The following is a 14,540-nucleotide window of genomic DNA, read 5'->3' as shown; positions in this document are numbered from 1 at the left end:
CCGGCCGGGCACGGGCGCTTTGGCGATCACAAGCAGGCTGGTCACCTCACACCGCCGGACCGCTCGGTGCGGGCGGCCCCCGCGGGGGCGTACGGCGGCTCGGCGAGCACCGCGCGCATGTCGCGGACGGCCTGCCAGGTGCCCCGCCAGGTGCCGGTGACCTTGGACTTGCCGCTGCGCGGCAGGTAGGGCACGTCCTCCTCGCGCACCCGCCAGCCGGCGTCGGCGGCGCGTACGACCATCTGCAGGGGGTAGCCGGAACGCCGGTCGGTCAGCTCCAGGCGCAGCAGGTCCTCGCGGCGCATCGCCCGCAGGGGGCCGAGGTCGTGCAGGCGCAGGCCGGTGCGGCGGCGCAGCATCCGGGAGAGGGCGAGGTTGCCCGCCCGGGCGTGCGCCGGCCAGGCGCCCCGGCCCCGGGGGCGGCGCCGGCCGAGCACGAGGTCGGCCTCGCCCGCGGCGACCGCCCGGACGAAGCCGCTCAGCAGGCCGGGGTCGAGGGAGGCGTCGCAGTCGCAGAAGCAGACGTACTCGGCCTCCGCGGCCAGGAGTCCGGCGTGGCAGGCGGCGCCGAAGCCGCGCCGGGCCTCCTGGACGACGGTGGCGCCCAGGGAGCGGGCGAGGTCGGCGGACCCGTCGGTGGACCCGTTGTCCACGACCAGGGCCCGCCAGCCGGCGGGGATGCGGGCGAGTACCCAGGGCAGGGCCCCGGCCTCGTTCAGGCAGGGCAGGACGACGTCCACGGAGTTTTCGGTCACGACTGCCACGGTAGGAATCCCCCGGGGACATAGCGGACATCGACTCCTTACGAAACGCGGACGTCGGCCGTCCGGGGACGGGCCGCCGCAGACGCGAGGGCGCCGCCGGTGGGAGGCTTGCCGTCATGAGCACGGCCACGAGCACTCCCCCGCCCACCCCGCCCGCCCGGGTCCTCGTCGTCGACGACGATCCCACCGTCGCCGAGGTCGGCACCGGCTACCTGCGCCGGGCCGGCCACGACATCTGTCACGCCGCCGACTGCCCCGCCGCCCTCGACGCCGCCGCCCGGTACGTCCCGGACCTGGTCGTCCTCGACCTCATGCTGCCGGGTTCGACGGGCTGGAGGTGTGCCGGCGGCTTGCGCGCCGAACGCCCCGTTCCGGTGATCATGCTGACGGCGCGCGGCGGCGAGGACGAACCGGATCGCCGGCCTGGAACTCGGCGCGGACGACTACGTCACGAAGCCCTTCAGTCCGCGCGAGCTGGTCCTGCGCGTCGAGTCCGTCCTGCGCCGCAGCCGGGCCGCGACGCCGGAGCCCGCCGGGCGGGGGCTGCTGACCGGGGCGGGAATCCGGCTGGACCCGCAGACCCGCCGTGCCGACCGGAACGGGCGGGAACTCACGCTCACCCTGCGGGAGTTCGACCTCCTGGCGCACTTCCTCACCCGTCCCGGCCGGGCCCACGGGCGGGAGGAGCTGATGCGGGAGGTGTGGGGCTGGGACTTCGGAGACCTGTCCACCGTGACCGTCCACGTGCGCCGCCTGCGCGCCAAGATCGAGGACGACCCGGCCGCGCCCCGGCTCATCCAGACCGTCTGGGGCGTGGGGTACCGCTTCGACGCGGGCGGGGAGGAGGGATCCCGGTGAAGGACGTTCTGCTGATGGCCGCTTTCGCGTTCGCGGGCGCGGCCTGCGCCGGTCTGCTCGGCGCGGTCGCGCTGCGCCTGCTGCGGCACCGGTCGGTCGCCGTCTCCCTGGCCGTCGTCGCCGCGGTCGCCGTCGCCGCCATGCTCGCCGGCACCCTCGCCGTGGCCTGGGCGATGTTCCTCTCCCCCCACGACCTGAGCGTCGTCACCCTCGTGGCCGCCATGGCCGCCGTCGTGTCGCTGGCCACCGCGCTGCTGCTCGGACGGTGGGTGGTGGCCCGCGGCCGCGACCTCGCCCGTGCGGCCAGGGACTTCGGCGACGGCGGCGGCTTCGCCGCACCCCCGGCCCGGGCAACGGCGGAACTTGCCGGCCGTAACGGCGGGGAGTGGCTTGCCACCAGTGCCCGGCTCGCGGCCTCCCGGGAGCGCGAGCGCGCTCTGGAGTCCTCCCGCCGCGAGCTCGTCGCCTGGATCTCCCACGACCTGCGCACCCCGCTGGCCGGGCTGCGGGCCATGGCCGAGGCCCTGGAGGACGGGGTCGCGGCCGACCCCGCCCGCTACCACCGGCAGATCCGCACGGAGGTCGAACGCCTCGGCACCATGGTCGGCGACCTCTTCGAGCTCTCCCGCATCCATGCCGGGGCCCTGGAGCTGACTCCCAGCCGGGTCTCGTTCCGGGACCTCGCGGCCGACGCCCTCCTCGGTGCCGACCCGCTCGCCCGCGAGCGGGGGGTGCGGCTGTGCGGCGAGGACATCTCCCACGTCCCGGTCGAGGTGGACGGCAAGGAGATGACCCGGGTCCTGACGAACCTGCTCGTCAACGCCATCCGCCACACCCCCGCCGACGGCACCGTGGCCGTGCGCGTCGACCGGCACGAGGACACCGCCGTGCTGTCGGTCACCGACGGCTGCGGCGGCATCCCCGAGGAGGACCTGCCCAAGGTCTTCGACACCGGCTGGCGCGGCAACTCCGCCCGTACGCCCCCGGCGGGCGCCGGACTCGGGCTGGCGATCGTGCGGGGCATCGTCGAGGCCCACGCCGGACGGGCCCGGGTCCACAACGTGCCCGGCGGCTGCCGCTTCGAGGTCACCCTTCCGCTCGCCGCCGCGAGCACCTGACCGGGGCCGCCGCCAGACCGTGTCTTCCGGATCGGGCCGGGCCCGGGGCGGGCTGATCCGGCCCGATCCGAAAGGCCCGGCCTACCCGACCCCGGCGGAGGCCCGCTGGCCGGCCCGCGCGAACTCGGCCATGCCCTGCTCGAACCCGACCTCGGGACGCCAGCCCAGCTCGCGCCGCAGCCGGGAGGAGTCCGCCGTGATGTGCCGGACGTCGCCCAGCCGGAACTCCCCCGTCACCACGGGCGCCGGGCCGCCGTGCTCCGCGGCGAGCGCGGCGGCCATCTCCCCCACGGTGTGCGGGTCGCCGCTGCCGACGTTGTACGCGGTGTGGCCGCCGGCCGGCAGGCCTTCGACGCCGGCCAGGACGGCCGCGTTCGCCCGGGCGACGTCCCGTACGTGGACGAAGTCCCGCCGCTGCGCACCGTCCTCGAACACCCGCGGGGCCTCGCCCCGGGCCAGGGCGGACCGGAAGAAGGAGGCGACACCCGCGTACGGGGTGTCCCGCGGCATGCCCGGCCCGTACACGTTGTGGTACCGCAGCGACACGGCCGTACCGCCGGTGGACCGCGCCCAGGCGGCGGCCAGGTGCTCCTGCGCGAGCTTGGTCGTCGCGTACACGTTCCGCGGATCCGCCGGCGCGTCCTCGTCCACCAGCCCCGGGACGAGCCCGTCCCCGCAGCGCGGGCAACGGGGCTCGAACCGGCCCGCCTCCAGGTCCGCGGCCGCCCGCGGCCCCGGCCGCACCACTCCGTGCCCGCGGCACTCGTACCGCCCCTCCCCGTACACCACCATCGACCCGGCCTGCACGAACCTCCGCACCCCGGCCCGGGCCGTCTCGGCCAGCAGCACCGCCGTCCCCAGGTCGTTGCAGGCGACGTACTCCGGCGCGTCCGCGAAGTCCTTCCCCAGGCCCACCATGGCGGCCTGATGGCACACGGCGTCCACGCCGCGCAGCGCGCGTCCCACCGCCTCCGCGTCCCGGACGTCGCCCCGGACGACCTCGGCGTCCGGCAGCTCGGGGGCCCGCGGATGCGCGGCCGGCAACAGCGCGTCCAGCACGACCGGGGTGTGTCCCCCGGCGGCCAGGACGGCGACCACGTGCGAGCCGATGAACCCGGCTCCTCCTGTGACGAGTACTCGCATGCCCGGCACGCTACGGAACCGGGGACCCGGCCGGCGGCTCCCGCACCGCGCCGTAAGACTTCCGTCACCCTCCCCACCGGGCGGCGCGGTCCCGGCGCGGAGTTCCGACGGACCGAAGGGCCCTCGTTCGGGAAGATCTCCGGCACGGGGCCGGTCTCACGGACGTCTTTGCGGTGATCCATTGACCGGGGCCGAAGTGCCCGGATAGAAAGATCACGATCAGGGCCGCGATCCGGTCCGCACAGCTCCGCCCGGGGGATTTCGCTTGCCGCACGCAGACGCGCCTCGCCCTGCCCGCGCCCTCGCGGTCGTCACCGCCGGCTCCGGCGCCCGTCCGGCCCCCCTGTGTCACACCCCTACGACCGAGACAAGTGAGCGAGCAGAGAGCACCATGACCGTACAGCGACGACACGACCCGGACGAGCGCGGCTTCGCCAGCGACAACTACGCGGGGGCGCACCCCGAGATCCTTGCGGCGATCGGCCTGGCCAACGGCGGCCACCAGGTCAGCTACGGCGCCGACGTCTACACCGAGCGCCTCCAGGAAGTGGTGCGCGGCCACTTCGGCCCCACCGCGCAGGCGTACCCGGTCTTCAACGGCACCGGCGCGAACGTGTTCGCGCTCCAGACCATGCTGGCCCGCTGGGAGGCCGTGGTCTGCGCCGAGTCGGCCCACATCAACGTCGACGAGGGCGGCGCGCCCGAGAAGATGGCCGGGATCAAGCTCCTGACGGTGCCCACGTGGGACGGCAAGCTCACCCCCGAGCTGATCGACCGTCAGGCATGGGGCTTCGAGGACGAGCACCGGGCCCGGCCCAAGGTCGTCTCGATCGCCCAGTCCACCGAGCTCGGGACCTGCTACACGCCGGACGAGATCCGTGCGATCTGCGACCACGCGCACGACCTGGGCATGCTCGTCTACCTGGACGGCGCCCGGCTCGCCAACGCCGCCGCCACCCTGGGCGTGTCCCTGCGCGAGATGACCACCGACGCCGGCGTGGACGTCCTCTCGCTCGGCGGCACCAAGAACGGTCTGCTCTTCGGCGAGGCGGTGATCGTCCTCAACCAGGACGCGGTGCGCGGCATGGCCCACCTGCGCAAGACGAGCATGCAACTGGGCTCCAAGATGCGTTTCATGTCGGTGCAGTTCGAGGCGCTGCTGGGCGGCGACCTCTGGCTGCGCTCGGCGGCCCGTTCCAACGCGATGACCCAGCGGCTGTACGCGGCGGTGCGCGACCTGCCGGGCCTGGAGATCGCCCGCCCGGTGCAGGCCAACCAGATCTTCGCGGTCCTGCCTCCGGCCGTCACCGAGCGCCTGCAGAAGCGTTTCCGCTTCTACACCTGGGACGAGCAGGCCGGCGAGGTCCGCTGGATGACCTCCTTCGACACCACCGAGGACGACGTGGACGCGTTCGCGGCGGCCATCGCGGACGAGCTGGCGGCGGAGCGCGGCGAAGGGCCGTCGGGCGCGCTGACCACGTCCGAGCGCGAGGAACTGGCGCAACTGCGCCGCAGGGTCCGCGACATGGAAGAGGCGATCGAAGCGCTGGGCAAGGCTCCCGCCTTCTCCGCGGACCGCACCACGAAGTAGCCGGTGGCCCACCCCGGCGGGCCGGCGCGAGCGCCCCGGCCCGCCCGGTGGTCCAGGCCGAGGCTCTCGGCGGCCCTGTCCGGGATCCGGCGGAGGGACGAGTCCCGCCGGTTCCACGACCGCCTTCCAAAGCGTCAAGCCCACCTGACGAAGCACTACCGGCCGTCCTTTCGACTTGCTCCGGTCGGGTGGTTCTTCAGGGGATCCCGGTGAATTCCCGTGACGCAGTCCCCGACGCCCGGCGGCACGGACGCCCCGCTGCCACAGTCCTCCCGAACAGCACGCGGAGTCGCCGGTCAGGTGCGGCCGTCGGGCTGGAAGGAGAGGGATGTACAGAGCAAGAGAGCGGGACGCATGCTGAGCCATCACCTTCGCAAGCGTGCCCTCACCATCGTCAGCACCATTCTCCTCGTGCTGCAGTCGCTCGTGATCCTCGGCCCCGCCGCCTCCCCGGCATGGGCGGGCGACGACCGGAGGATCGGCACCGGCAACAACGAGCCCCACAACGCCACCGCCAATCCGCGAAGGCCCGGACAGGTCGCCGTCATGTCGGGGTGCACCGTCCACATCGACCTCAACTACGGCCGGGACGGCTTCCCGATCACACGGACGACGACCGTCACCCCCTGCAACGGCGACCCGGTCCTCACCTTCGACGCCGACGGCCGCCTCTTCGTCACGCACCTGTCGCGCGGCGGCCTGAACACCAACCCGACGCCCACCCGGCTCGGGGTCGGCGTCGGCCGGATCAACGACACCACGACGCCCGGGACGCAGACGTACACACCGGTCCAGGTGAGCGCGAACGGCAACATCGACCACGACAAGCCGTGGCTGGTGGTCGACGCCAACCCCACCAGCCCGTACGTGGGCAACCTCTACATCATCTGGACGGAACTCCCCGCCGCCGGCGGTTCGCGGATCCTGTTCTCACGGTCCACGAACGGCGGCACGACCTGGTCCGCGCCGGCGTCCGTCTCCCAGGCGGGCGAGGGATTCGTCTGGCCCTCGCACGCGGCCGTGGCTCAGAACGGCGACCTCTACGTCGCCTACCACACCGACACCTGCGTGGGCGACGGAACAGCGGGCACCATCCAGCTGATCCGGGACGGCTCCGGCGGTGCCGACTTCGCCGCCGGCACTCCCCGCCAGCGCACCGTGCCCTTCGGGGCGGGCCAGGCCAGTGTCACCTGCAACCGGCAGAACGACGCGACCACCGAGATCCCCGGAACCGACTTCTGGCTGCAGGGCAGCGTGCAGCCGTACGTCCTGCCCGACCCGGCCCGGGCCGGGAACGTCTACGTCGTCGCCAATGACGACCCGAACAACAACTACGGGGACGGCGACGACGCCGACGTCGTCATCGCCCGCTCCACGGACAACGGCCTGAGCTTCGCCCGGAGCCGCGTCGACCACGGGCCGGGCCAGACCTTCGCCGTCATGCCCAACGCCCACATCGACCAGGACGGCAACGCCGTCGTCACCTGGTACGACAACCGCAGCGGCCGGCGCAACGGCGGCACCGGACCGAACGGCGCCGACAACTTCCTGCTGGAGCTGTACGGCACCACCAGCCGGGACGGCGGCCAGACCTGGGCGCAGGACTTCCGCATCAGCGACGCCCCCTTCGACCCCGACCGCAACGCCCCGTGCCGCTTCGGGAACGTCACCGGCTGCGGCACCGTCGTCGCCGGCGAGACCCGCCAGACGCTCCGGATCGGCGAGTACAACGGTGTGTGGACGGTGGACGGGATCGCCTACGCGTCCTGGACCGGCAACGCCACCCCGCCGACGCCCACCACCCCCTCCGCGGGCAACCAGGACACCTACTTCGACGTCTTCTCCATGCTCGGAGCCTTCCCCGACACCCACGAGCCCAACGAGTCGATCGACCACGCCGTGGCCGCCGACCTCGGCTCGAACGAGCAGTTCAACCGGCGCGGACTCACCCTGCACACCGCGACCGACGTGGACTTCTTCCGGATCACCCCCCGCCACACCGGCCACCTCACCACCGAGATCCGCTTCAACGAGGTGATCGCCCCGCTCGCGGTGCGCGCGTACGACAAGTTCGGCAACCGCGTCGCCACCGGCACCGTCACCACCCGCGCCGGCACCTCCACCGGCCGGCTCGCGATCCCGGTCGTCCAGGACGAGCAGTACTACGTCGTGGTCAGCGCCGCCGGCGTGACCGACCCGACGCGGCCCGGGGACGCCTCTCCGACCGACCCGCCGCAGGGCACGTACGACCTCGTCGTCGTCAACCGTGCGGCTCCCGAGCCGTTCGCCCTGGACCTCAAGCAGCAGTCCGACTCGGGCCGCTCCGACACCGACGACATCACCAAGACCGTCGGACCGGACCTCTTCCTGCGCGTGAACGACGCCGAGCTGCGCGCGGCCGGCATCACGCCGTCCCCGGAGAACTCCACGCCCGCCCTCACCGACGACGCCCCCGGCTACAAGGTGGCCGTGGAGCGCGACGGGGAGCGCGTCGGCTTCGCCACGCCGGTCGACCCGACGAACAAGCCGGGGCTGTACCAGATCCACCTGGACCCGGTCCTGCGGGAGGGCGAGAACCAGATCACCGCCGAGGTGATCATCGTCGACCCGTCCGACGACCCCCGGGTCGCCGGCACCACCCACGTCACCGGCTCGGGCGCGGAGAGCGCGCACGCACTCGTGATCACCCTGGACACGACCGCGCCGGCCCGGCCGGCCTCCGCGCCCGACCTGCTGTCCTCCAGCGACAGCGCGGGCAGCGACGTCGACAACATCACCACCATCATCAAGCCCGCGTTCCAGGGCTGGTCGGCCGAGCCGAACGCGCTGGTCCGGCTCCGGACCACCCCGGCCGGCGGCAGCACGGCCGTGGTCGGCAAGGACACCGTCACCCCGGCCGGTGAGTACGAGGTCGTCAGCTCCGCGCTGCGCGACGGCCGGTACGAGGTCGACGTCCTCCTGGAGGACCTCGCCGGCAACGTGAGCCCGGCCTCTCCGTCCCTCCCGGTGACCATCGCGCACAACTCGCTCAGCCTTGCCGGTGCCACGGCGGACGTGCTGGTCGACATCGCCCAGGGCCAGGTCACGGGCTACCCGGGCATCCCGGGCGGTTTCGTCGGCATCCAGGGGATCCCCGTGGTCAACCTGGACGCGAACGGGCACGGCGCGGCCGTCACGGGCGGGACGGGCGACGACCGGCTCACCTTCACCCCGCTCAGTGTCAACAGCGGCCGGCTGACGCGCCGGGACTCCGCGCAAGTGCTGAACTTCTACAACGTCACCGGTGACGTGGGAATCAGCACCGACGGCGGAGACGACGAAGTCACCATCGTGGGCACCACCCGGGGCGACCGGATCCGGGGTGTGGTGGACACGTTCACCACACTCCACGTCGAATCCCTGCCGCTGCTCCGCAAGCCGGAGCCGCTCGTGACCCTGCTCGGCCTGCGGATCACCACGGCACAGACGGAGCGGATCGGTGTCCTCGCCCGCGGCGGCAAGGACACCGTCGACTTCCTCGTCAAGGACTCCGTCAACGCCAACATCTCGGTCAACGGCGGCGACCCGTCCCACGTACGGCCGGAGAAGGGCGACGAACTGATCGTCCGCGCCGGCTCGCCGGGGGGCCTGCTGAAACAGGAATCCAACGGCACGTCGGGCTCGGGCTCGGTCCTCGTCGCCTACCCGCACACGACCCAGGCCAAGACGCGCATCGACTTCACCGACACGGAGGCCATCACGCTGGAGGAGAGCAAGCACGAGGACAAGGGCTAGGCAGTGTCATCCGGCTCCGCGACGAAGTCGCGGAGCCGCGTAGTCGCAACCGGAGGGCCGGGAGCGAGCGCGGCACCCGACCCTCACCTCCACGTACCAGCAGGTCAGCGGAGCCTTCCCCTGGGCTTCAGGTGGGTCGGGGGAAGCATCGGGGCGGGAATCGGAGGGCCGTCGTAGCCCTTCACCTCGCCGAATCGGGAGCCGTTCATCCAGTCTTCGCGGGCCTGCGCGATCTCCTCGTGGGAGCGGCCGATCCAGTTCCAGAACATCACGATCTCCTCCTCGAACGGCTCCCCTCCCAGCAGCATCAGGCCGGCGTCCGAGGCGGCGCGGAGGGGGAGTTCGGTGCGGCCGCAGCCCAGGTAGAGCATCGAGCCGGGGAGGACCGGGACGCCGTCCACGTGGGCCTCGCCCGACATGGAGAGGACCGCGTACTCGAAGTCCGGGTTCAGGGGGAGGCGGGTCTCGGTGCCGGCGGTCAGGGCGAGGTCCGCGCCGACGATGGGGGTGTACGCGGTGCCCGGGGAGGTCGCCGTGTCCAGGGTGCCCAGGATGACCGTCGCGTCCAGGCCGGGGGCCGTGACCCGGGGGAGGTCGGCGTGGTGCTGGAAGTGCGGGGCGACGTCGCGGTGGGCGTCGGGGAGGGCCACCCACAGCTGGGCGCCGTGCAGGAAGCGGGCGTGCGGGCGGGGGCTCTCCTCGGAGTGGCTGATGCCCCGGCCGGAGGTCATCAGGCCCAGCTCGCGCGGGCGGATCGTGGCGAGGCTGCCCGTGCTGTCGCGGTGCAGCACCTCGCCCTCGTGCAGCCAGCTCACCGTCTGGAGGCCTGCGTGCGGGTGCGGGGCGACCTGCATGCCGGGTTCGTCGGCGATGTCGTCCGGGCCGTAGTGGTCGACGAAGCACCAGGCGCCCACCATGCGGCGGCCCAGGTTCGGCAGGAGTCGTCGGACCTCGGTGGATTCCCCCAGCTTGACCGTGCGCGGGCTGAGGAGCTCGCGCACCGGCTCGGCCACGACGAAGCCGCGGCCGCCGCAGGCGGAGAGAGCGGGCTGACGATCGAGATTGCTCATGCCGCCCAACTTAGTGGCGCGGGGGCTGACCGGCACCGTTACTTTGCGGGGAATGTCAGGGCGCGGGGTGCGGCCGGACACCGGTCCGGGGCCGCCTCGGCTAGCCTGGGTGCCAATATGAACCGCCTGACCACGCCTTTCGGCTCCTACGAACTCACCCGCTTCCCCGCCGACCCCCGCGACCGGCTCCGCGCCTGGGACGCCGCCGACGAGTACCTGCTGCGCCACCTCGACGCCGGTACCGGCGAGCGCGGACCGGTCGACCTGGCCGGCGCCGGGCAGATCACGGTCGTCGGCGACCGCTGGGGGGCGCTGACCACGGCCCTGGCCGCGTACCGCCCCACCCAGATCACCGACTCCTCGCTGGCCCGCGCCGCGACCGAGGCGAACCTGGACCGGGCCGGGATCGGCACCTCCAAGTCCACGGTGACCCTGCTGACCACGCGGGACGCACCGCCCGCGCGGATCGACGTACTCCTCGTCCGGGTCCCCAAGAGCCTGGCGCTGCTGGAGGACCAGCTGCACCGGCTGGCCCCGCACGTGCACGAGGGCACCGTGGTCGTGGGCACCGGCATGGTCAAGGAGATCCACACCTCCACGCTGGACCTCTTCGAGAAGATCCTCGGCCCGACGCGCACCTCGCTCGCCGAGAAGAAGGCCCGGCTGATCTTCTGCACGCCCGACCCGGCGCTGTCGGCCGCCGCCGGCCCCTCGCCGTGGCCGGTGACGTACACCGTCGACGAGGACGGCGGCTCGGGGGCCGGGCTGGCCACGGTCAACCACGCCGGGATCTTCTGCGCGGACCGCCTGGACGTCGGCACCCGCTTCTTCCTCCAGAGCATCCCGACCAACACCGACGGCGCCCGGGTCGTGGACCTGGGCTGCGGCAACGGCGTCGTCGGCACGGCCGTGCAGGTGGCCGACCCGGACGCCGAGGTGGTCTTCACCGACGAGTCGTACCAGGCCGTCGCCTCGGCCCGGGCCACGTACGAGGCCAACGTCCGCCCGGGCCGGCGGACCGCGGAGTTCCTCGTCGGCGACGGGGTGGCCATGCTGGCGCCCTCCTCGGTGGACCTGATCCTCAACAACCCGCCGTTCCACTCCCACCAGGCGACGACCGACGCGACGGCGCTGCGCATGTTCGCGCAGTCCCGCAAGGTGCTGCGCCCGGGCGGGGAGCTGTGGGTGGTCGCCAACCGGCACATGGGCTACCACACGCACCTCCAGCGCCTGTTCGGCAACTGTGAAGTCGCCGCGAGCGAGCCGAGGTTCGTGGTGCTGCGGGCGGTCAAGCGCGAGTCGCGGCCCCGCCCCGTGTGACCTGCCGGTACACCCGCCGGTAGGTCCTACACTCGGCCGCGTGAGCACCGAGGCGCAGACGGACGGTACGGAGGACGCGGCGGCCGCCGGCGGGGAGCGGCGCTACCGGCGGGAGGACGTGGCCCGCGCGGCCGGGGTCAAGGTGCGCAACCTGCGCTACTACCAGGAGCGCGGGCTGCTGCCCCCGCCGCGCCGCGAGGGCCGGATCGCCTGGTACTCCGACGACCACCTGACCCGGCTGCGGCTGATCAGCGACCTGCTGGGGCGCGGGTACACGGTCAACGGCATCGGCGAGCTGCTGGCCGCCTGGGAACACGGCGGCGGCCTCTCCCAACTGCTGGGCCTGGAACGGGAGATGACCCGGGACTGGGTGCAGGAGGAGCCGGTGACGATGACCCGGGCCGAGCTGCGCGAGCTGTTCGGCCCGGGGGCGACGGCCGAGCACACCCGGCGGGCGGCCGAGCTGGGCTACGTACGCCTGGACGGGGAGCGGGTCACGTATCCGAGCCGGCGGCTGCTGGAGGCGACGGTGGCGCTGGTACGGCAGGGGGTGCCGCTCGGGGAGATCCTGGACGCGGGGGACTTCGTACAGGTCCAGGCGGCGGCGCTGGCGGACCGGTTCGTGGGGCTCTTCCGGCGGCATGTGATCGGCGTGGAGGGGCTGGGGCCACTTTCGGCCAGTCAGCTGGATCATGTGCGGGAGGCGGTGGCGGCGCTGCGGCCGGTGGCCGGCGAGGTGGTGGCCACGGAGTTCGCGCGGGCGATGGGCCGGCGGGTGGAGGCGGAGGTCGCCGAACTGCTGCGTACGGAGCAGTAGGAGTCGGCCTAAAGGGTGCTCTCGCACAACCTTGCCAACCACCATTGGCACTCTTACATTCAACTCGTCGGTAACAAAGGTGCACAGCCGAGATAGGGACCATCTCATGGCAGACTCACCGAACTTATCCGAATCCGGGCCCAGCTCCTCTCCCGGGGCCGAGCCGCCCGGCGAGGAGCTCGTCAGAGACGGCGGGCGGGTCCGCTGGCGCAGGTTCGTCCTCCTGACCGCCCCCGCCGTCGCGGTCACCGCCGGCCTCGGCATCGCCCTCGCGCAGGGTGCGCTCGCCGCCTCCTTCGCGGTGTCGGGCCAGCAGTTCAAGGTGTCGGCGAAGAGCCTGGAGGGCGAGGGCTTCGCGCAGTACGGCAGCGTCGACGTCAACGCCCGTCAGGAGCTCATCCCGGTGGCGGTCACCGCCATCAGGGAGGCCAAGCTGCACGACCTCTGCCAGTCGGTGGTCACCACCCTCCCCGTCATCGGGGACATCTCCCTCAACCTGACGGCCGGCAAGAAGACCCCCGTCGAGGCCTCCAACCTGTTCGTGGACGCCACCCAGCTCGCCGGCGACGCCGAGTTCACGAACATCGAGATCGGGCGCGACGCCTCCACCCTGGACAAGGGTCCGGCGGAGGCGCAGGGCATGCAGGACCTGTTCGCCCAGCAGGCCGACAAGGTCAGCATCAGCAGTCTCCAGCAGACGGCGTGGGCGACCAACGCCGGCACCTTCAAGCTCTCCGGGCTGAGCATGAACATCAGCAAGGGCAAGAAGGAATGCTTCTGAGCCGCTGGCGGCGGTGGCGGCGCGGCAGGCCCTTCTGGGGCGGCCTCCTCGCCGTCCTGGCCGGGGCGTGGATCAGCGTGCTGCCGCTGGCCCCGCTGAAGATCATGCTCCAGCAGGGGGTGGCGGGCATCCCGTCCGTCCTGATGGGCGTCGTCATGATCGTCCTCGGCCTCACCGGCTGGTTCTCCCCCGCACAGCGCACCCTCGCCGGGATCCTCACCACGCTCGTCGCCACCGCCGCGCTGGTCATGTCGAACCTCGGCGGGTTCCTGATCGGCACCCTGTTCGGCATCCTCGGCGGCGGGCTGATGTTCGCCTGGCAGCCGTACGCCGCCCCGCGCGCCGGGGGCTCCGCCGCCCCCGCCCGGCCCTCCCCCGCCGGGAACTCCCCCACTCCGCACCCCGATCCCCAAGGAGCACAGCCATGAGCCGTACGCGCACCGCGTTCGCCCTCGGCCTGGCCGCCGCGGCCACACTGACGGCGGCCTCCGCCACCGCCACCGCCGCGCCGTTACCGGCGGCCGGGTCGACCACCGTCACCCCGGCCGGGCACGCCTTCAAGGCCACCCTCAGCGGGAAGGCCACCCTCAAGGCCGGTTCGGTCACGGTGACCTGCACGGTCTCCGTCTCCACCGGCTCGGTGCCGGCCGCCCCCGGCAACCAGAACCCGGCGGGTCCGGTCTCCTCGCCCATCTCCCCGCCGACCTACAGCTCCTGTACGACCAGCATGCCGGGCGTGAGCGCGACGGTGACCACCAGCGGGTCCTGGGCGGTGTCCATGCAGAACGGCTCCCCGATCACGGCGACCATGACGGTCCCGGCCGGCGGGCTCGTCGTGCAGACCTCGGGCCTGGCCTCCTGCACCGTCACCGCCGCCCCCGGCGGGGCCGCCAGCGCCCCGGGCAGCTGGACGAACGGCGCCCCGTCGAGCCTGACCTTCACCAACGCGACCGTCCCCGTGACCGTCACCGGCGGCTTCGGCTGCCCGACGAGCGCGACCACGTCCACCTTCAACGCCGTCTACAAGGTCACCGACACCACCGACCCGTCCCAGCAGATCACCGTCACCCCCTGACGGCTCCCGCTCCGCGTCCCCCGCTCCCCGGGCCGTCCCGGGGGCGGGGAAAACGCGTTGCACGGCCCGACGGGTGCGGGCGAAGCTCTGGGCATGTCACAGACCACCGATCAAGACAGCAGCACCCAGCACGCCGCCATCCCGCACCACCCCGCCCGGCACGGCGCCACCCAGCACGACGCCGACCAGCGGGGACCCGTGGGCCGGCGGGAGCCGCGCGGGGTCGCGG

General features: G+C 73.1%; 11 protein-coding genes and 1 pseudogene. 9 read left to right on the top strand and 3 right to left on the bottom strand.

Annotated features, from left to right (window positions below):
* Nucleotides 1-41: 41 nt before the first annotated feature.
* Nucleotides 42-764, bottom strand: coding sequence for a glycosyltransferase family 2 protein (locus SSNG_RS30860; RefSeq protein WP_007267871.1), 723 nt, complete (start codon nucleotides 762-764; stop codon nucleotides 42-44).
* A gap of 116 nt (nucleotides 765-880) precedes the next feature.
* On the opposite strand from SSNG_RS30860, the pseudogene SSNG_RS30855 reads away from it, so the two are divergent.
* A pseudogene (locus SSNG_RS30855) lies at nucleotides 881-1,622 on the top strand (response regulator transcription factor).
* The gene (locus SSNG_RS30850) at nucleotides 1,619-2,740 is read left to right on the top strand and encodes a HAMP domain-containing sensor histidine kinase (protein WP_007267869.1); all 1,122 of its coding nucleotides are present in this window, start codon (nucleotides 1,619-1,621) and stop codon (nucleotides 2,738-2,740) included. The pseudogene SSNG_RS30855 and the gene SSNG_RS30850 overlap by 4 nt, the downstream one beginning before the upstream one ends.
* Nucleotides 2,741-2,821: 81 nt before the next feature.
* Here the strand turns inward: SSNG_RS30850 and SSNG_RS30845 are convergent, their stop codons facing one another.
* Nucleotides 2,822-3,883 carry an NAD-dependent epimerase/dehydratase family protein gene (locus SSNG_RS30845; protein WP_007267868.1) on the bottom strand — a complete coding sequence of 354 codons (1,062 nt, stop codon included), beginning with the start codon at nucleotides 3,881-3,883 and terminating at the stop codon, nucleotides 2,822-2,824.
* A gap of 391 nt (nucleotides 3,884-4,274) precedes the next feature.
* Between SSNG_RS30845 and SSNG_RS30840 the strand changes: the two genes are divergently transcribed.
* Together SSNG_RS30840 and SSNG_RS30835 are read left to right on the top strand one after the other, a co-directional pair.
* Nucleotides 4,275-5,474 (top strand): low specificity L-threonine aldolase, encoded by a 1,200-nt coding sequence (locus tag SSNG_RS30840; protein ID WP_007267867.1) that lies wholly within the window; start codon nucleotides 4,275-4,277, stop codon nucleotides 5,472-5,474.
* Between the two features lie 354 nt (nucleotides 5,475-5,828).
* Nucleotides 5,829-9,248 carry an Ig-like domain-containing protein gene (locus SSNG_RS30835; RefSeq protein ID WP_042802380.1) on the top strand — a complete coding sequence of 1,140 codons (3,420 nt, stop codon included), beginning with the start codon at nucleotides 5,829-5,831 and terminating at the stop codon, nucleotides 9,246-9,248.
* A 104-nt stretch (nucleotides 9,249-9,352) separates the two neighbouring features.
* Here the strand turns inward: SSNG_RS30835 and SSNG_RS30830 are convergent, their stop codons facing one another.
* The gene (locus tag SSNG_RS30830) at nucleotides 9,353-10,318 is read right to left on the bottom strand and encodes a pirin family protein (protein WP_007267865.1); all 966 of its coding nucleotides are present in this window, start codon (nucleotides 10,316-10,318) and stop codon (nucleotides 9,353-9,355) included.
* Nucleotides 10,319-10,435: 117 nt separating this feature from the next.
* On the opposite strand from SSNG_RS30830, the gene SSNG_RS30825 reads away from it, so the two are divergent.
* The 5 genes from SSNG_RS30825 to SSNG_RS30805 all read left to right on the top strand — a co-directional run bounded on the left by SSNG_RS30825 (nucleotide 10,436) and on the right by SSNG_RS30805 (nucleotide 14,311).
* A complete protein-coding gene (locus SSNG_RS30825; protein ID WP_206731348.1) occupies nucleotides 10,436-11,638 on the top strand; it encodes a methyltransferase in 1,203 nt (400 codons plus the stop codon).
* 40 nt (nucleotides 11,639-11,678) lie between these two features.
* Entirely contained in the window at nucleotides 11,679-12,455 is a 777-nt protein-coding gene (locus SSNG_RS30820; protein ID WP_050779783.1) for a MerR family transcriptional regulator, read from the top strand.
* A gap of 106 nt (nucleotides 12,456-12,561) precedes the next feature.
* The gene (locus SSNG_RS30815; protein WP_241695154.1) at nucleotides 12,562-13,236 is read left to right on the top strand and encodes a DUF6230 family protein; all 675 of its coding nucleotides are present in this window, start codon (nucleotides 12,562-12,564) and stop codon (nucleotides 13,234-13,236) included.
* Nucleotides 13,227-13,664: a DUF6114 domain-containing protein gene (locus SSNG_RS30810; protein ID WP_042802378.1), complete on the top strand. Its 438-nt coding sequence runs from the start codon at nucleotides 13,227-13,229 to the stop codon at nucleotides 13,662-13,664. The genes SSNG_RS30815 and SSNG_RS30810 overlap by 10 nt, the downstream gene beginning before the upstream one ends.
* On the top strand, nucleotides 13,661-14,311 hold the full coding sequence (locus tag SSNG_RS30805) for a hypothetical protein (RefSeq protein WP_007267860.1): 651 nt from the start codon (nucleotides 13,661-13,663) through the stop codon (nucleotides 14,309-14,311). Before SSNG_RS30810 ends, SSNG_RS30805 begins: the two co-directional genes overlap by 4 nt.
* Nucleotides 14,312-14,540: the final 229 nt, after the last annotated feature.

This window comes from Streptomyces sp. C, assembly GCF_000158895.1.
In the GTDB taxonomy this organism is placed as follows: Bacteria; Actinomycetota; Actinomycetes; order Streptomycetales; family Streptomycetaceae; genus Streptomyces; species Streptomyces racemochromogenes.
The sequence above is the reverse complement of the archived record's forward strand: the minus strand, read 5'-3'. Positions and strand labels throughout refer to the sequence as shown.